The sequence below is a fragment of the Vandammella animalimorsus genome (assembly GCF_002285265.1).
Taxonomy (GTDB): Bacteria; Pseudomonadota; Gammaproteobacteria; order Burkholderiales; family Burkholderiaceae_C; genus Lampropedia.
In genome coordinates this window covers 274,377-290,452 of sequence record NZ_NSJB01000002.1, presented here as the reverse complement: position 1 = coordinate 290,452, position 16,076 = coordinate 274,377, and the positions used below count along the sequence as shown (strand labels likewise).

The window sequence follows — 16,076 nt, the reverse complement described above, 5'->3', positions numbered from 1 at the left end:
GGCCGGCGCGGGGCGCGCCCATCCAGGCGCATCAGTACTGCATGCGCACGGTGTAGTCCAGCACCGTCTTGCCGCCGGCGGGCACCTCCACGTTCCATTGCGCCAGGCCGCTTGCGGCCTTGCTGTGCGGGTGGCTTTCCTTTTGCATGGTCCAGTGGCCGCCGATGGGCTCGACCACCTTGATGGTGGCTGGCACTTCCTTGGCGTTGCGCAGCTCGATCTGCACGCGGATTTCGTAGAGCTTGTCGCTGAGCTTGTCCACCGACAGGCGCTTCCAGGTGCCGTTCAGGTCGAAGGCGCTGCCCAGCTTCAGGCGCACCTGCTCGTCCTTGGCCTTGTGGTCGATGCGGTCCTCGCCGATGAACAGCGCGCGGCCCTTGCTGTCGGCCTTGTACACGCGCACCACGCCCTTGGGCAGGGGCACGCCCAGCTCGCCGCCCTTGTTGTCGAACTCGACGAACACATCCACCTTGCGCGGCTCGCCCAGCTCGGGGCTGTAGTGGGTGTCGCTGCCATGCACCGAGTACCAGTGCGGCTCGCCCTGCAGGCGGTATTCCTTGCGCAGCGGTACGCCGTTGGCCGAAAGCAGCGCGACCTGCTTGGTCTGCTGGCTGGCAATCGTCGTCGGGCGCGGCAGGGTGTAGAGGTGGTATTCGAACAGGGCCTCCTGCTGCATCGGCGCGGGGGCGGCCATGACTGGCGCTGCCATCATCTCCAGGTTCTTGGCGCGGTACCGCTCGGGCGGCGCGCGGCCCACGTCGCCGGCCACCAGTTGCAGCTGCGCGTTCTCGTAGGCCACGCCACTTTGGTTGTCCAGCGTCACCCAGCCCGATAGGCCCAGGCTGTTCTCATCGTGCGACAGCGTGGCCACGTAGTCGGCCCGCCAGCCAATGCCCTGCGTGAGGTAGGACAGATCCAGCAGCTGCGCGCCGGCCTGCGGCGCCTGCAGCGTCAGCACCAGCGTGGGCTGGTCACGCAGCTGCGCGGGCACGCCGTCGAAGGCCAGGCGGGCGTTGGCCGGCAGGCCGGTCTCGACCCGGTCGGCGTACTGCAGCACGGGCATGCCGTTGTTGGACAGCACGGTGGCGCTCTCGCGCTGCTCCTGCCCCGTGGCCGGATGGGTGCGGATGACCTGCACGCTGCGCCCGATGTACTTGTTCAGCAGCGATTGGTCGCTGAGCAGGTCGTAGTCGAAGTTCTGCTCCAGCAGCGCCAGCGCGCTGCCATCGCTGGCGCGCAGGCTGGCCGTCTCCGGCATGATCTTGGCTGAGACCTCGCGCAGCGCCACGCGGTTGCTGCCCTGGGCGAGCGTGACGCGCCGCGTGTCGCGCACCAGCGCCAGCGCATCGTTGTAAATCGTCACGGCCAGCGACTCGCGCTCTTGCGCCGTGCTCTGGATTTCATCGGCTGGCGCAGCGGCGGCGCTGACGGCCAGGCCCAGCATGCAGGCCGGCAGGCCCAGCCGTGTGAGGTGCGATGTGGTGGGGGTAGGCATGGTGTCTCACTCCTTAGGGGTTGTTGGTCAAAAGGCATCGTCGGCAGGCATTCCAGACGCTCTGGGCCTGCCAAGACCTGCTCGATCCGGCTTTATACGTTCAAGCGCGCTGCAAAGGGTTGCGCAGGCTGGTTTTTTTCTGTTGCACCTTGCGCCAGGCCTGCATACATACAATTGGCCGGCCCTTTCCATCCACTGTTGGAGTACCGCATGAGCGAGCCGCTCTTGATTGCCAAGAATGCCCAGACCGACTGCCTGCTGCTGCCTGCACTGGCCAACCGCCATGGCCTGATCACCGGCGCCACGGGCACGGGCAAGACCGTCACGCTGCAGGCGCTGGCCGAGCAGTTCTCGCAAATCGGCGTGCCGGTGTTCATGGCCGATGTCAAAGGCGATCTGTCGGGCATCAGCCAGCCGGGCCAGGTGGGCGAGAAAATGGCCGCCATCCTGGCGCAGCGCGGCATTGCGCCGCCCCAGCCCCAGGCCGCGCCCGTGATGTTCTGGGACGTGTTCGGCCGCAGCGGCCACCCGGTGCGGGCGACGATCTCGGACATGGGGCCGCTGTTGCTGGCGCGCATGTTGGGCCTGAACGAGACGCAAAGCGGCATTTTGAGCATTGCCTTTCGCGTGGCCGACGAGGCCGGCTTGCTGCTGCTGGATTTGAAGGACCTGCGCGCCATGCTGCAGCACGTCAGCGACAACGCCGCGCAGTACCGCACCACTTACGGCAATATCAGCGCCGCCAGCGTGGGTGCCATCCAGCGCGCGCTGCTGCAGATCGAGGAGCAGGGCGCCGACCAGTTCTTCGGCGAGCCCATGCTGGACATTGCCGACTTCATGCAGACCGATGCCAACGGCCATGGCTACGTGAACGTTCTGGCGGCCGAGCAGCTGATGAACGCGCCGCGCCTGTATGCGACCTTTTTGCTGTGGATGCTCTCGGAGCTGTTCGAGCACCTGCCCGAGGTGGGCGATGCCGACAAGCCCAAGCTGGTGTTCTTCTTCGACGAGGCGCATCTGCTGTTCAACGACGCGCCCAAGGTGCTGCTCGAGCGCATCGAGCTGGTGGTGCGGCTGATTCGCTCCAAGGGCGTGGGCGTGTACTTCGTGACGCAAAACCCGGCCGACATCCCCGACAGCGTGCTGGCGCAGCTGGGCAACCGCGTGCAGCACGCGCTGCGCGCCTTCACGCCGCGCGATCAAAAGGCCGTGCGCGCCACGGCCCAGACCATGCGCGCCAAGCCGGGGCTGGACATCGAGAAAGCCATCACCGAGCTGGCCGTGGGCGAGGCGCTGGTGAGCCTGCTCGACGCCAAGGGCAGCCCAGGCATCACCGAGCGCGCCTTCGTTGTGCCGCCGGGCAGCCTGCTGGGCCCCATCACGGCGGCGCAGCGCCAGCAGCTCATGGCGCAATCGCTGGTCGCCGGCGTCTATGAGCAGGCCGTGGACCGCGAATCGGCCTACGAAGTGCTCAAGCAGCGCGCCGAGCAGGCCCAGCAGGCCGCCGAGGCCGCGGCCCAGCAAGGCGGCGGCGTGGCCGGCATGGTCAATGAATTCCTGTTCGGCAGCACCGGCCCGCGCGGCGGCAAAAAGGATGGCCTGGTGCAATCGGTCATCAAGTCCTCGGTGCGCTCGCAGGCCAACCGCATGGGCCGTGAGCTGCTGCGCGGCGTGCTCGGCGGCCTGCTGGGCGGCGGCAAGGGGCGGCGATGAGGCGCAGCCGACGCCCCGCCACGGTCGAGGCGCTCACGCGCCGGTTGCCGCTGGTCGCGCCGCCCAGACCAGCTGCGCGGCGGCCAGGTCTTCGAGCGCATTGCCCACGGCCTTGAAGACGGTGCGCTCGCTGGCGCTGGCGCGGCCCGTGCAGCTGCCGCGGCAGAGCTGGAACAAATCGCCCTGCAGGGCCTCGCGCCGCCAGACGCCAGCCTCGATGGCGCGCAGCAGGTCGCCGGCTTTTTGCAGCGCCTCGTCGGTATCGACGAACACCCGCGCCTGCGCCAGGCAGCCCGGTGCGGCCTCTTGCATGGCGGGCGTGAAGCTGCCGATCAAGTCCAGGTGTGCGCCCGGCGCCAGCCATTGCGGCTGAACCAGCGCCGCCTGCGACAGCGTGGCGCAGCTGACGATGTCGGCCGCAGGCACGGCTTGGGCCAGCTCAGTCACGGCCTGGGCGTCCCAGCCCTGCTCGCGCCACTGCGCGGCCAGGCGCTGCGCGCCCTCGGGGCGGTGGTTCCAGACGCTGACGCGGGCAATCGGGCGCACGGCGGCAAAGGCTGCCGGCAGCATGCTGGCCACGCGGCCCGCGCCCAGCACCAGCAGGTGCGCGGCGTCCTCGCGCGCCAGAAAGGCCGCGCCCAGCGCCGCTGCCGCTGCCGTGCGCCGCGCGGTGATGACATCGCCATCCATCAGCGCCAGCGGCACGCCGGTGTGGGCGTCGTAGAGCAGGTAATTGGCGTGCAGCCCGGGCAGGCCGCGCTGGGCGTTGGCGGGGAAGACGTTGACGATCTTGATGCCCATGAAGCCGGCCTGCAGATCCCAGGCGGGCATGATCAGCGTCGTGCCCTGGGCCGGCTCGCCGATGGGGTGGATGTGGCGCTGCGGCACGGTGATCGGCCCACAAAAGGCCGCGCGCAGCGCGGGCACCAGCTGTTCAAAGGGCAGGGCGGCGGCGGTGGCTTCGGCGGTGAAGATGTGCATGGCGGTTTTCCGGTGGTTCAGTGATGGCTTGTCATTAGAACCGAACCTGTCTTTGGCTTGGTTGGGCCTTGGGCCGTGCGGCCCGGCCTGCCCAAGGTGAATTTTTGTCTGCGCCAAATAAACAAATTGCTCGATAATGCCGCCCTCTGCGCACGGGCCGAGCGGCCCGTGCGCAGTATTCCATCCCTGCCAGGCGCAGGGCCGGGCAGGGATGGGTGGGGATGGTCGGGGCGGCTGGGCCGGCGCCATAAGGGGCGGGTCAGAGGGCGCAGCCGGCCTTTTTGCTGTCTTGCGCGGTCGCCGTTGGGTGGCGCTGCCGCGCAGGTTCGTGAATCGCCTGGGAGTGCTGCGCCATGCTGATCACCTTCATCGTCCTGTATCTGCTGGTCTCGGTCGGCATCGGCCTGTGGGCGGCGCGGCGCGTGAACAACACCACGGATTACGCCCTGGCCGGGCGCCACCTGCCCCTGAGCATGGTGGCCATCGTGACCTTTGCCACCTGGTTCGGCTCGGAGCTGGTGCTGGGCGTGTCGGCCGAGTTCGTCGATGGCGGCCTGGCCGCCGTGGTGAAAGACCCGTTCGGCGCCGGCCTGTGCCTGGTGCTGGTGGGCATGTTCTTCGCCCGCAAGCTCTACCAGAAAACCCTGCTGACGCTGGCCGATTACTACCGCCAGCGTTTCGGCAAGGGCATCGAGGTGGTGTGCTCGCTGATCATCATCTTCAGCTATCTGGGCTGGGTGGCGGCGCAGATCACGGCGCTGGGGCTGGTGTTCAACATGCTCTCGGCGGGCGCGATCAGCTTCTTCTGGGGCATGGTGATTGGCACAGCCGTGGTGCTGGTCTACACCATGTACGGCGGCATGTGGTCGGTGGCGCTGACCGACACCATCCAGATGATCGTCATCGTGCTGGGCCTGCTGGCCGTGGCCTGGTACGCCGCCGATCTGGCCGGCGGCGCAGCGCGCGTGATCGACTACGCCGCCAGCGAGGGCAAGTTCAAGATGTTCCCCGATTGGGGCGACGGGCGCGGCTGGCTGTTCTTCATTGCCTCGCTCATCACCATGATGCTGGGCTCCATTCCGCAGCAGGACGTGTTCCAGCGCGTCATGGCCGCCAACAATGCCGATGCGGCCGTGCGCGGGCCCATCATCGGCGGCACTTTCTACATCGTCTTCGGCTTCGTGCCCATGTTCATCGCCACGGCGGCGGTGCTGATTCTTCCCAATGTGCAGGCCATCATCGACAAGGACGTGCAGTACGTGCTGCCCACGCTGGTGCTTGAGCACATGCCGATGCTGCTGCAGGTGGCGTTCTTTGGCGCGCTGCTCTCGGCCATTACCTCGACCACGGCCTCCACGCTGCTGGCGCCTTCGACCACTTTCGTGGAAAACATCCTGCGCAACATCAAGCCGGGCATGAGCGATGCGCAAACCCTCAAGGCCATGCGCCTGAGCGTGCCGGTGTTCACCGTCATGGTGCTGGTCTATGCGCTGACCATGGAGGGCAAGTCCATTTACGAGCTGGTGGCCGAGGCCTACCAGCTGCCGCTGGTGGGCGCTTTCGTGCCGCTGGTCTTTGGCCTGTACTGGCAGCGCGCCACCACGCAGGGGGCGGTGCTGTCGGTGGTATTCGGCATCCTGGTCTGGGGGGCGATTGCGCTGTCGGGCCTGCTGGCGGCCAGCTACCCCGAGACCTGGGGCGCCAATGCCCTGATCGCCGCCCTGGCGGCCTTTGGCGAGCTGGTGCCCCAGCAGCTGGCGGGCGTGGTCGGCGCGGCCGTGGCGATGGTCGTGGGCTCGCTGATGCCGCAGTTCATCGCCGACACCAAGGAAAAGCCGCACCAACTCGACGCGGCCAGCCCGCTGCCGGCCTGATGGACTGACGGGCCTGGCAGGCGCTCAGGGCAGGCCGGAGGCCACGGGCAGCTTGGTGCCCGCAATGGCGCGCTCGAGCGTGACGCCGCTGCGGAAGCGAAACAGCTTGGCCGGCCGCCCGGCATGGCCCAGCGCCATGGCGCCGGTTTCCTCAATCAGTTGCTGCTGCTCGACCAGGCGGCGGAAGTTCTGCTTGTGCAGCCAGCGGCCGGTGATGGCCTCGGCCGCCTGCTGCAGTTGCAGCAGCGTGAAGTGCTCGGGCATGAGCTCGAACACCACGGGCCGGTACTTGAGCTTGGCGCGCAGCCGCGCCATGCCGGTGGCCAGAATGCGCCGGTGGTCAAAGCGCATCGCCAGGCCCGGCAGCGGCGCGGAGTCGGCCTGCACCAGGCTGCTGCGCTGCGCCTCGGCCACCAGGCCGGCCTCGTAGAGCAACTCGTAGCGTTGCAGCACGAAATCCTCGTTCCACGGCATGGGCCCCAGGCCAAAGGCGCTGTCCACGCGCTGCTGGCGCGCCTGCCGCGCGGGGCCATCGGGCGCGCTGGCGCACCAGGCATGCAGCGCGGCGGCGATGCGCTGCTGCAGCGCCAGCGCCCACTCGCTGCGGCAGTCCTCCCAGGGGAAGTAGTCGTACCAGTTGCGCCAGGCGGCGTGCTCGGCCGCGGCGTTGAGCGAGCCGGCCTGCGTGGCCAGCTCGCGCGTCAGCCCCAGGTAGCTGATGGCCACGTGCCGGGCATCGGGCGCGGCGGCGGCCATGCCGCTGGCCGCGTCGGCCTGGGCCTGCAGTCGGCCCAGGTCGGCAAAGGTGTAGAGCTGCTCGATGTAGCCGATGGGGTGCAGGGTTTCGGATTCGATCCAGGCGCGCATGCCCTGTTGCAGCGAGCGGTGCGTGACGGTGAATGGCCCGCAGGGCAGCGACTGGCCGTGCCCGGTGGTCATGATGCGCGGCTGGCCGTCGGCCACGGCCACCAGCACTGCCACCAGCTCGACCTGCATGGCGTGCGAGGCCGCAGGCGCCGCAGGCATGCGCGGCGCGGCGGGCGTTGGTGGCCCCGGCGGTGCGGGCCTGGCGCGCCCTGCCGTCATGGCTGCGGCCCCGCTGCGCCGCTGCCGCCGGGCCGCAGCCACGGCGCGGCCCAGCCCAGCCCGGCGCGCGTGCTGCTGCGCGGGCGGTATTCCAGCCCGACCCAGCCGCCGTAGCCCGCGGCGTCGAGCTGGCGCAGCAGCGCCGGCCCGTCGACGGCGCCGGCATCGGGCTCGCAGCGGCCGGGCACGGCGGCGATTTGCACATGGCGCAGCAGGCCGCTGCCCAGGCCGCGCAGCAGCTGGGCCTGGGCATCGCCCTCGGTCATCTGGCAGTGGTAGAGGTCCAGCTGCAGGCCCAGGTGGGGGTGGCCGATCTCTTGCAGCGCCGCCAGCGCCTGCTGCTGGGTGTGCAGCCAGTAGCCGGGCATGTCCTGCTGGTTGATGGCCTCGATCAGCAGCACGATGGGCGCCGCGCCGGGGCTGTGCCGCCTGGCGGCGCGCTCGGCGGCCCAGCCCAGCCGGCGCAGCCATTGCTGGCGCAGGCTGCCGCCATGCGCGAGCTGGGCCGGGTGCGCGCCGGACATGACGTGGATGCGGCTGCAGCCCAGCGCCTGGGCGTAGTCCAGCGCCAGCTCGATGCCGTATTCGAACTGGCGCTGCGCGCCCGGCAGGCTGGCCGTGCCGCGCCAGCCTTCGGCCCAGGCGCTGCGCACCGCCGCCAGTGTGCCGCCGCCGGCCGGGGCGTTGAACAGCACCTGCTGCAGCCCATGCGCGCGCAGTTGCTCGGCCAGCCAGCCGGGCTCCCATTCGTAGGGGGACAAAAACTCCACCCCGCCAAAGCCATCCTGCGCGGCAGCGGCCAGGCGCGCCTCGAAGGGCAGTTCCTGGTACAGAAAGCTCAGATTGGCGGCCAGGCGGGGCATGGGCGTTGGCTGGGTCTTGTGCGGCCCGGTGCGGGCGCATTCAGCGTTCCAGGTGGAACACGGCGGTGGTGGCGCGCAGGTTGACCAGCGTGCGCACCGGCTGGCCGGCGCGCAGGCCGAAGGCGTCGCGGATGCGCAGCTGGTGCTTGCGCGCCAGGATCTCGAAATCCTTGAACGTGCCCACGCGGATGTTGGGCGTGTCGTACCACTGGTAGGGCATGCGCCGCGTCACCGGCATGCGCCCGCGCAGCACCGAGAGGCGGTTGGCCCAGTGCGCGAAGTTGGGGAAGGCGATGATGCCGGCGCGGCCCACGCGCACGGTCTCCTGCAGCATGGTCTCGGCATTGTGCAGGTGCTGGAAGGTGTCGATCTGCAGCACCACGTCGAAGCTGTCGTCGGCGAAGATGGACAGGCCGCGATCCAGGTTCATCTGCAGCACATTCACGCCGCGGCGCGCGCAGGCCAGCAGCTTGGCGTCGTCGAGTTCGACGCCGTAGCCGCTGCAGCCGCGCTCTTTCTGCAGGTATTCGAGCAGCGCGCCGTCGCCGCAGCCCAGGTCCAGCACGCGCGAGCCGGCCGGCACCAGCGCGGCAATGGCGGCCATGGTGTGGTTGTCGCTCATGGCTGCCCCTCCTGCGCGAGCTCGCCGGCGATGCGGTTGAAATAGGCCGCCACCAGGCTGTGGTAGCGCGCATCGTCGAGCAAAAAGGCGTCGTGGCCGTGCGGCGCGTTGATCTTGGCGTAGCTCACGTCGCGCTGGTTGTCCAGCAGGGCCTGCACGATCTCGCGGCTGCGCGCTGGCGAAAAGCGCCAGTCGGTGGTGAAGCTGATGACCAGAAACTTGGCCTGCGCGCGCGCCAGCGCGGCGCTGAGCTGGCCATCGAAGGCGCGCGCCGGATCGAAATAGTCCAGCGCGCGGGTGATGAGCAAATAGGTGTTGGCGTCAAAGTATTCGCTGAACTTGTCGGCCTGGTGGCGCAGGTAGCTCTCGATCTGGAACTCGATGTCCTGCGTGCTGTAGCGCACGTCCAGCCCATCGCGCAGCTGGCGGCCGAATTTCTGGTTCATCACGTCGTCGGACAGATAGGTGATGTGCCCGACCATGCGCGCAATGCGCAGCCCGCGCCGCGGCACGACGCCGTGCTCGTAGAAATGCCCGCCGTGGAAGTCCGGGTCGGTGACGATGGCGCGGCGCGCCACCTCGTTGAAGGCGATGTTCTCGGCCGTCAGGTTCGGCGCGCTGGCAATCACCACCGCGTGGCGCATGCGCTGCGGGTATTGCAGCGTCCACGACAGCGCCTGCATGCCCCCCAGGCTGCCGCCCATGACGGCGGCCAGCTGCTCGATGCCCAGCGCGTCGAGCAGGCGCGCCTGTGCATCGACCCAGTCCTCCACCGTGACGACGGGAAAATCCGCGCCCCAGGCCTTGCCCGTGGCCGGGTTGGTGTGCATCGGCCCGGTTGAGCCAAAGCACGAGCCCAGGTTGTTGATGCCGATGACGAAAAAGCGGTTGGTATCGACGGGCTTGCCCGGGCCGATCATGTTGTCCCACCAGCCCGCGCTCTTGGGCTGGCCCTCATACATGCCCGCCACATGGTGCGAGGCATTGAGCGCATGGCAGATCAGCACCGCATTGCTGCGCTGGGCGTTGAGCTGGCCGTAGGTCTCATAAGCCAGGGTGTAGCGCTCCAGGCGCTGCCCGCTCTGGAGCGGCAGCGGCCGGGCAAACGCCATGGACTGCGGCTGGGCGATGAAGGTCATGGTGCAAGAAAACAAAAAGCCGGCTTGCTAAAAACAAGCCGGCTGTCGTTGGGATGCGCTCACATTGCACGGGCCATGTCTTTAGCAGTATTTGTAAAGCGCCCGCAAGCGTTGCAAATCAGCGCATCGAAGGGCGACTATAGCAGCTTTGCACCTGCCCGCCAGGCTGCGGCGCGCGGTGAAATCGCAGGCGCATTGACTGCGCCGATCGCAGCGGCAATTGGCAATCAATTTTTAACTGGCCGCCGTGGATACGCATGGTTACCAAAAAACCCGCTGCAAGCGCGAAAAAGCAGTGTTTTTCCTGATTGGTGCAGTGCCGCGGCCAGGGGCTTTCAAGTGTTTGTCAGTGATAATGGCTGCGGGCTGCAAAGCCTGAATCGGTATGCGGTGTTTGATGGTTTCGTGCGCAGTTCAAGAGATGTTCGCTCATGCGGCTCCGGGGCCCCATCGCTTGAGAAAATCTTTTGAAGGAGTCCGTAATGGGCAACAAGCTTTACGTTGGCAATCTGCCGTATTCTGTTCGCGATGAGGAGCTCGAGCAGACTTTCAGCCCATACGGCACAGTCGTCAGCGCCAAGGTGATGATGGAGCGCGACACAGGCCGCTCCAAAGGCTTTGGCTTTGTGGAAATGGGCAGCGACGCCGAAGCCCAGGCCGCCATCAACGCCATGAATGGCCAATCCATGGGCGGGCGCAGCGTGGTTGTCAATGAGGCCCGCCCGCTGGAGCCGCGCCCGCCGCGCAATGGCTTTGGCGGCAATCGCCGCGAAGGCGGCCTGCGCAGCCCCTACGGCAACGGCCCGCGTGGCGGCAGCCAGGACGGCGGCTATTGAATCGAAGTAGTTAAGGGGTAGTCGAGAAGGTCATGGATTGATCGCCTCGGCCCCGCTGAACCAACCGGCCCCTGGGCCGGTTTTTCATTGGCAGGCATGGGGCCGGGCCTGATGGCCTGGCCCGGCATCTTGCGCTAGGATGGCGGCGCTCTTTTTGCCGCAATCTCCGCCCGCTGGCAGGCAGCCAGTGGCGCAGCCCTCACACCATGAAGCGTTTCTTTTTGATCTTCGTCCTGTTGCAGCTGTTGCTGTTCGGCCTGAACATGCTCAACAGCGTGCAGCAGACCGTGGTTTTGCCCTGGACTTCGCTGCTGGCGCAGATGTGCGCCTACCTGGTCACGACCTTCGACGCCACCGCCATGGCCTCCGGCAAGGTGCTGTGGAACCCCAGCACAGGCTTTGGCGTTTCCATCGAGCCTGGCTGCAACGGCGTTGAGGCCTGCATCGTGCTGTTCTCCGCCATCATGGCCTACCCTTCGAGCTGGCGCGCCAAGCTGGTGGGCATCGTGCTGGGCTTTGTGGCCGTTCAGGCGGTCAATGTGGTGCGCGTCATCAGCCTGTTCTACCTGGGGCAGTGGGATGAGGCGGTGTTCAAGTTCGCGCACGAGTACCTGTGGCAGGCGCTGATCATGATCGACGTGCTCATCGTCTGGCTGCTGTGGGTGCGCAGCCTGCAGCGCCCGGCGGATGATGCCGGCGATGACGTGGGCAGCACCACCCCGCCGCCGGGCGGCGGCGGCAACCCCGGTGAGCTCGTCCATGCCTGAGACCACCACACCCCCGCCCCCGCCAGCGGCCGCTGCGTCAGCGCCAGCGGCCACGCAGATTTCCACCTCCTCGGCAGCCACCTTGCCCGAGCGCTCGGCGCGCCCGGCCCGGCCGCCAGCGCCCGCTGCGGCAGTCGCGCCGGCGCCTGCAATTGCGCCGCCTGCGGCCCAGCCAGCGGTGCGCAGCAAGCCGGTGCGCATGCCCGTGTTTGCGGCCAAGGCATTTGCCTGGATGGCCGTGCTCATCGCCGTGTGGATGTTCGTCAAACCCTGGACGTCCTACCCCGTCAGCCTCATGGCCGCCACGGCCCTGGAGCTGGGCGCGCCGGTCTGGGTGAGCAAGGCGCAGGTCATCGGCCATGCCCAGGCCGAGCAAGGCGATGGCGGGGCAGGGCATGTGCTGGTGGAGACCGGCATTGCCGTGCCTGTGCCCGAATCGCAGGGCCGCCACGCGCAGGTTTTGCTGGAGGCCGACCCCTCGCGCTATGCCTATGGCCTGGCCATTTTTCTGGCTTTGCTGCTGGCCGCGCGCCAGCCCGGGCTGTGGCGCAAGGCCCTGGCGGGCTATTGCCTGCTGTTGCCGTTCCAGGCCTTCACGGTGGTGTTCTACATCCTCAAGGAGATCATCGTGGCCGCGCAGATCGACTACGCACTGCTGCGCGTGAGCCCCTGGCAGGTCGAGGCCATTGTGTACGGCTTCCAGCTGGGCACCCTGATCGTGCCCACCCTGGTGCCGATTCTGGTCTGGCTGTGGCTGGATCGACGCTTCTTCAACGAAGTCATCGTGCAGCGCTTTACCGCGCCGAGGGCGTGAGCAGGCGCTGGCCCTGAAAAAAAGCCCGGCATCGCGTTCATGCCGGGCTTGGGTTTGTGTGGGTCTGACGTGCCCAGAACGGGTTTTCAGGGCAGGTGCTCAGGGCAGGTTCTCAGCAACCGAGCTGGTTGAACATGGTGCTGAGCTGGCTGTTGAGCTGTTGGCAGGACTGGCGCATGTTCTCCAGCTCCTTCTTGCTCATCTTCTTGAGCTCTTCATTGAGCTGTTTTTTCTGCTCTTCCATTTGCTGCTGCAGTTGCTTTTGCATCGCGGCCAGTTGCGGGTCATTGCCGAGCTTGCCCATGCAGGCCTGGGTTTTGTCCAGATAGGCCTGGCATTCTGCGGGCATGGCATTTTTTTCGCCGCAGGCAGTGGCAGCAGCGGCCGCGGCCAATGCCAGGGCGATGGGAAAAAGGCGAGTGCGCATGGAAAGTCCCCTCGGTGCAAGTTGTGTTGAAGTCGGCCGCTGCGATTCGTGCAGACCTTCTCGCAGCGGCTGCTGCGCAGTGTACGGCAGTGGCTATTGGAACTGGCCTGAATCGTGCCGATCCAGCAGCTTGCGCACCATGTCCATGGGAAAACCCCGCGCCAGCATGAAGCGGGCCTGCTTGGCGCGCAGCTTCTGGCGCTGCGGCGCATCCAGCGCGCTCATGTCCTGTGCGCCGAATCTGGCCTGCCAGATGGCCTGCGCGCGCTGCCATTCATCCTGTTGCAAATCCGCCAGCGTGCTTTGCACCAGCTCCCGCTCCAGGCCCTTGGCCAGCAGATCGCGCTGAATGCGGGCGCTGCCATAGCGCGATGCCTTTTGCCGCGCCATGGAGGCCGCCGCGCGCGCATCGCTGAGCAAACCCTTGGCCTGCAGCGATTGCAGCAGCGCATCGAGCTCTGCGGCGTGCTCGGCATGGGGGGCCAGCTTGCGGCGCAGCTCTTGCGTGCCGTATTCGCGCCGCGCCAGGGCGCGCAAGGCGCGTGCGCCCAGCGACGGCGCAGTGCGCCGTTTGGCTCGGCCGTCTGTGGGGCTGGCTTCGGCGGGCGCGGCCTGGGCCATGGCAGGCCTGGCTTCGGCGTTGGCTGCGCTTGCGTTGCGTGCGGTGCGCTGCGGCGCTGCGGCCTCAGGCGACTGCGGCGCACGCGCGTCGGGCTCGGCCTGGTGCAGCCAGTCGGCCACGGGCCTGGGCTGGGCCGCTGGGCCTTGCGTGGCGCGCCGCGTCGTGGGCTTGGGCATCACTCGTCCTGCAGCACGCCGTCTTCGTCCACGCCATCGGGCAGCTCGGCCGTGCCCATGTTGGCCGCCACGACGCCCAGATTGCCTCGGATCTTGTTCTCGATCTCGCGCGCCAGCTCCGGGTTCTCTTTCAGGAAGGCTTTGGCGTTGTCGCGCCCCTGGCCGATCTTCTCGCCGTTGTAGGAATACCAGGCGCCGGATTTGTCCACGATGCGGCCCAGCACGCCCATGTCGATGATCTCGCCCTCGCGCGAGATGCCGCTGCCGAACATGATGTCGAACTGCGCCGTCTTGAACGGCGGCGAGACCTTGTTCTTCACCACCTTGACCTTGGTTTCGTTGCCGATGACCTCATCGCCCTTCTTGATGGCGCCGGTGCGGCGGATGTCCAGGCGCACGCTGGCGTAGAACTTCAGCGCATTGCCGCCGGTGGTGGTCTCGGGGCTGCCGAACATCACGCCGATCTTCATGCGGATCTGGTTGATGAAAATCACCATGCAATTGGTCTTCTTGATGGTGGCCGTGAGCTTGCGCAGCGCCTGGCTCATCAGCCGCGCCTGCAGGCCCGGCAGCGCATCGCCCATGTCGCCCTCAATCTCGGCCCTGGGCGTCAGCGCGGCCACCGAATCGACCACCACCAGATCGACCGCGCCCGAGCGCACCAGGCTGTCCACCACCTCCAGCGCCTGCTCGCCCGTGTCCGGCTGGGAAATGAGCAAATCCTTGACCTGCACGCCCAGCTTGCCCGCGTACTGCACATCCAGCGCGTGCTCGGCATCGACGAAGGCGCAGGTGCCGCCGAGCTTTTGCATCTCCGCAATGACCTGCAGCGTCAGCGTGGTCTTGCCCGAGGACTCGGGCCCGTAAATCTCGATCACGCGCCCGCGCGGCAGCCCGCCCACGCCTAGCGCCACATCCAGGCCCAGCGAGCCGGTGGAGACAACCTGAATGTCCTGCGCGGCTTCTTCCTCGCCCAGGCGCATGATGGTGCCCTTGCCGAACTGCTTTTCGATCTGCGCCAGCGCCGCCTGCAGCGCCTTGGCCTTCTCTGAATTGGCGGTACTTGCGTTCATGGTGTGATTCCTTTGCGTAAACGGACGAAACAAAAATGGGTGTGTGCCAATGGCTCGCCAGTGTAGAGGAGCGATCCTGAAAATGAGCTAATTTTTTGGTCAGTTTGCATGTCTATATGCCCAGACGCGGCATCAATGCCCCCAGATTTGAATCGGGTAAATATCAATCAAATGTTTCTTGAATTGTCGCTGCAGCACCCAGAACCTTCGGCACGAAAGCAACATGTGCACCCGCAAAATGCGCGCAAGCCCTTATCCAGCAAGGCTTTTTGGCTTATGCAGAAAACAGCAAGCGAGCAACTTCCGCTATGATGCAGCTACATGGCTGGTACCGACACCCAAGGTGCAGGCCCGCTGCAGCGGCACCCGCTTTATCCGGTGGCATGCGGTTGCAATCCTCTCTCTTTGATTACGAGGCCCACGTGTGAAACGGCTTACCTCTGCGCTCTCCCCCATGGCCTACAAGCTCATCGTCACCAAGGAAGACCAGGTGATGCGAGAGCACGCCCTGGTCGCCCCGCTGACACACATCGGCCGCCGCCAGCACAACGACCTGGTGCTGGAAGACTCCACCGTCAGTGGCAAGCACGCCATCGTGCGCATCAATGGCGCGCAACTGGACATCGAGGACGTGGGCAGCACCAACGGCACCTACGTCAATGGCGACCCCATCACTGCCAAGGTGCGCCAGGATCTGCAGTTGGGTGACCGCATCGTCATCGGCCCCTACCGCATCAGCGTGCAACTGCAGATGGAAGACAGCTGGGGCACGGGCCAGAGCATCACCCCCACGCTGACGGCCAACCACTTCGAGGAAACCCAGCCCGCATCGGCCCTCATAGCGCGCAGCCTGCCAGCGGCCATCGACATCGCCACTGGCGTCAACGCCGGCCGCCGCCTGATGCTCAACAAAATCGTCACCACCATCGGTTCGCCCGCCGTGGGCGTGCTGTCCTTCACGCACCGGCCCAACCACTACACCCTGACCAAGCTCGAAGGCGCGCAAGAAGCCTTCGTCAACGACCAGCCCATTGGCGCCAACAAGCCCATCCAGCTCAAGGACGGCGACCGCATCCGCATGGCTGCCATTGAGATGGTGTTCCGTTTGCTGCCTCCGGCATCTTGAACTCACCCTGAACCCACAACGCTCTGCCAGGCCGAGGCAGCGAGATTGACATCTACAGCCCCCTACTCGCCATATCCATATATATCCCACCTATCAGAAAGCGGCATGTCAGATCAGGCATGCCGCTTTTTCTCATCTACAAACCGACAAAATTTGTCTCGCCAGCTCAAATCGTCAGCGAGCGACACAAATTGCAAGCAACCCTTGCCACATGTGTCAATGCTCTGACAGAAAACTGACAAATCAGGGCTTTCCCTGGGGTGCCACACCCTGGCACGCCGCTTGCATCCATCATCGGCGTTGAACGAGGGGTTCAATATTCAGTTTTCCATAGGAGCAAGATATATGAAAGCATCTCTGCAAAAGGGTTTTACTCTGATCGAACTGATGGTCGTGGTTGCCATCATTGGTATTCTGGCTGCTATCGCCATTCCCCAATACAGCGAGTATCAGAAGAAGGGT

General features: G+C 66.4%; 16 protein-coding genes and 1 pseudogene. 8 read left to right on the top strand and 9 right to left on the bottom strand.

Annotation, left to right across the window (positions count from 1 at the left end; genetic code table 11):
* Positions 1 to 31: 31 nt before the first annotated feature.
* Positions 32 to 1,495: a DUF4139 domain-containing protein gene (locus tag CK625_RS05705; RefSeq protein ID WP_095539327.1), complete on the bottom strand. Its 1,464-nt coding sequence runs from the start codon at positions 1,493 to 1,495 to the stop codon at positions 32 to 34.
* A 210-nt stretch (positions 1,496 to 1,705) separates the two neighbouring features.
* Between CK625_RS05705 and CK625_RS05700 the strand changes: the two genes are divergently transcribed.
* A complete protein-coding gene (locus CK625_RS05700) occupies positions 1,706 to 3,208 on the top strand; it encodes a helicase HerA-like domain-containing protein (protein ID WP_095539326.1) in 1,503 nt (500 codons plus the stop codon).
* Between the two features lie 33 nt (positions 3,209 to 3,241).
* Here the strand turns inward: CK625_RS05700 and CK625_RS05695 are convergent, their stop codons facing one another.
* On the bottom strand, positions 3,242 to 4,189 hold the full coding sequence (locus tag CK625_RS05695) for an ornithine cyclodeaminase family protein (RefSeq protein WP_095539325.1): 948 nt from the start codon (positions 4,187 to 4,189) through the stop codon (positions 3,242 to 3,244).
* A gap of 353 nt (positions 4,190 to 4,542) precedes the next feature.
* Between CK625_RS05695 and CK625_RS05690 the strand changes: the two genes are divergently transcribed.
* On the top strand, positions 4,543 to 6,063 hold the full coding sequence (locus CK625_RS05690; protein ID WP_095539324.1) for a sodium:solute symporter family protein: 1,521 nt from the start codon (positions 4,543 to 4,545) through the stop codon (positions 6,061 to 6,063).
* A 24-nt stretch (positions 6,064 to 6,087) separates the two neighbouring features.
* Here CK625_RS05690 and CK625_RS05685 read toward each other — a convergent pair whose 3' ends face one another.
* The 4 genes from CK625_RS05685 to metX are packed head-to-tail and all read right to left on the bottom strand — an operon-like array spanning position 6,088 to position 9,773.
* Entirely contained in the window at positions 6,088 to 7,089 is a 1,002-nt protein-coding gene (locus tag CK625_RS05685) for an NUDIX hydrolase (RefSeq protein ID WP_095539323.1), read from the bottom strand.
* A gap of 56 nt (positions 7,090 to 7,145) precedes the next feature.
* The gene (locus tag CK625_RS05680; RefSeq protein WP_095539322.1) at positions 7,146 to 8,012 is read right to left on the bottom strand and encodes a hydroxypyruvate isomerase family protein; all 867 of its coding nucleotides are present in this window, start codon (positions 8,010 to 8,012) and stop codon (positions 7,146 to 7,148) included.
* Positions 8,013 to 8,052: 40 nt separating this feature from the next.
* Complete coding sequence (metW, locus tag CK625_RS05675) at positions 8,053 to 8,634, bottom strand: methionine biosynthesis protein MetW (protein WP_095539321.1); 582 nt, start codon at positions 8,632 to 8,634, stop codon at positions 8,053 to 8,055.
* Positions 8,631 to 9,773 carry a homoserine O-succinyltransferase MetX gene (metX, locus tag CK625_RS05670; RefSeq protein ID WP_095539320.1) on the bottom strand — a complete coding sequence of 381 codons (1,143 nt, stop codon included), beginning with the start codon at positions 9,771 to 9,773 and terminating at the stop codon, positions 8,631 to 8,633. Before metX ends, metW begins: the two co-directional genes overlap by 4 nt.
* A gap of 75 nt (positions 9,774 to 9,848) precedes the next feature.
* On the opposite strand from metX, the gene CK625_RS13635 reads away from it, so the two are divergent.
* The 4 genes from CK625_RS13635 to CK625_RS05655 all read left to right on the top strand — a co-directional run bounded on the left by CK625_RS13635 (position 9,849) and on the right by CK625_RS05655 (position 12,190).
* Positions 9,849 to 10,244, top strand: coding sequence for a hypothetical protein (locus CK625_RS13635; RefSeq protein ID WP_143326194.1), 396 nt, complete (start codon positions 9,849 to 9,851; stop codon positions 10,242 to 10,244).
* 11 nt (positions 10,245 to 10,255) lie between these two features.
* Positions 10,256 to 10,609, top strand: a complete 354-nt coding sequence (locus tag CK625_RS05665) for an RNA recognition motif domain-containing protein (protein ID WP_095539319.1) — start codon at positions 10,256 to 10,258, stop codon at positions 10,607 to 10,609.
* A 206-nt stretch (positions 10,610 to 10,815) separates the two neighbouring features.
* Complete coding sequence (gene xrtH, locus CK625_RS05660; RefSeq protein ID WP_095539318.1) at positions 10,816 to 11,376, top strand: exosortase H; 561 nt, start codon at positions 10,816 to 10,818, stop codon at positions 11,374 to 11,376.
* On the top strand, positions 11,369 to 12,190 hold the full coding sequence (locus tag CK625_RS05655) for an exosortase H-associated membrane protein (RefSeq protein WP_238945538.1): 822 nt from the start codon (positions 11,369 to 11,371) through the stop codon (positions 12,188 to 12,190). Before xrtH ends, CK625_RS05655 begins: the two co-directional genes overlap by 8 nt.
* 112 nt (positions 12,191 to 12,302) lie before the next feature.
* Here the strand turns inward: CK625_RS05655 and CK625_RS05650 are convergent, their stop codons facing one another.
* The 3 genes from CK625_RS05650 to recA form a co-directional block, all read right to left on the bottom strand.
* Positions 12,303 to 12,617 (bottom strand): hypothetical protein, encoded by a 315-nt coding sequence (locus CK625_RS05650; RefSeq protein WP_095539317.1) that lies wholly within the window; start codon positions 12,615 to 12,617, stop codon positions 12,303 to 12,305.
* 93 nt (positions 12,618 to 12,710) lie between these two features.
* Positions 12,711 to 13,415, bottom strand: a complete 705-nt coding sequence (gene recX / locus CK625_RS05645) for a recombination regulator RecX (protein ID WP_095539316.1) — start codon at positions 13,413 to 13,415, stop codon at positions 12,711 to 12,713.
* Complete coding sequence (gene recA, locus CK625_RS05640) at positions 13,415 to 14,488, bottom strand: recombinase RecA (protein ID WP_095539315.1); 1,074 nt, start codon at positions 14,486 to 14,488, stop codon at positions 13,415 to 13,417. Before recA ends, recX begins: the two co-directional genes overlap by 1 nt.
* A gap of 424 nt (positions 14,489 to 14,912) precedes the next feature.
* Here recA and CK625_RS05635 point away from each other — a divergent pair, with 424 nt between their 5' ends.
* Both CK625_RS05635 and CK625_RS14085 read left to right on the top strand, forming a co-directional pair.
* A complete protein-coding gene (locus CK625_RS05635) occupies positions 14,913 to 15,614 on the top strand; it encodes an FHA domain-containing protein (protein WP_143326193.1) in 702 nt (233 codons plus the stop codon).
* Between the two features lie 345 nt (positions 15,615 to 15,959).
* Positions 15,960 to 16,073, top strand: a pseudogene (locus CK625_RS14085) (prepilin-type N-terminal cleavage/methylation domain-containing protein); the annotation flags it as partial.
* Between the last annotated feature and the right edge of the window lie 3 nt (positions 16,074 to 16,076).

Coding starts and splice junctions, on each gene's coding strand:
- CK625_RS05705 (WP_095539327.1), bottom strand. CDS start 1,495: ATGCCTACCCCCACCACATCGCACCTCACACGGCTGGGCCTGCCGGCC.
- CK625_RS05700 (WP_095539326.1), top strand. CDS start 1,706: ATGAGCGAGCCGCTCTTGATTGCCAAGAATGCCCAGACCGACTGCCTG.
- CK625_RS05695 (WP_095539325.1), bottom strand. CDS start 4,189: ATGCACATCTTCACCGCCGAAGCCACCGCCGCCGCCCTGCCCTTTGAA.
- CK625_RS05690 (WP_095539324.1), top strand. CDS start 4,543: ATGCTGATCACCTTCATCGTCCTGTATCTGCTGGTCTCGGTCGGCATC.
- CK625_RS05685 (WP_095539323.1), bottom strand. CDS start 7,089: ATGCCTGCGGCGCCTGCGGCCTCGCACGCCATGCAGGTCGAGCTGGTG.
- CK625_RS05680 (WP_095539322.1), bottom strand. CDS start 8,012: ATGCCCCGCCTGGCCGCCAATCTGAGCTTTCTGTACCAGGAACTGCCC.
- metW (WP_095539321.1), bottom strand. CDS start 8,634: ATGAGCGACAACCACACCATGGCCGCCATTGCCGCGCTGGTGCCGGCC.
- metX (WP_095539320.1), bottom strand. CDS start 9,773: ATGACCTTCATCGCCCAGCCGCAGTCCATGGCGTTTGCCCGGCCGCTG.
- CK625_RS13635 (WP_143326194.1), top strand. CDS start 9,849: ATGTCTTTAGCAGTATTTGTAAAGCGCCCGCAAGCGTTGCAAATCAGC.
- CK625_RS05665 (WP_095539319.1), top strand. CDS start 10,256: ATGGGCAACAAGCTTTACGTTGGCAATCTGCCGTATTCTGTTCGCGAT.
- xrtH (WP_095539318.1), top strand. CDS start 10,816: ATGAAGCGTTTCTTTTTGATCTTCGTCCTGTTGCAGCTGTTGCTGTTC.
- CK625_RS05655 (WP_238945538.1), top strand. CDS start 11,369: ATGCCTGAGACCACCACACCCCCGCCCCCGCCAGCGGCCGCTGCGTCA.
- CK625_RS05650 (WP_095539317.1), bottom strand. CDS start 12,617: ATGCGCACTCGCCTTTTTCCCATCGCCCTGGCATTGGCCGCGGCCGCT.
- recX (WP_095539316.1), bottom strand. CDS start 13,415: ATGCCCAAGCCCACGACGCGGCGCGCCACGCAAGGCCCAGCGGCCCAG.
- recA (WP_095539315.1), bottom strand. CDS start 14,488: ATGAACGCAAGTACCGCCAATTCAGAGAAGGCCAAGGCGCTGCAGGCG.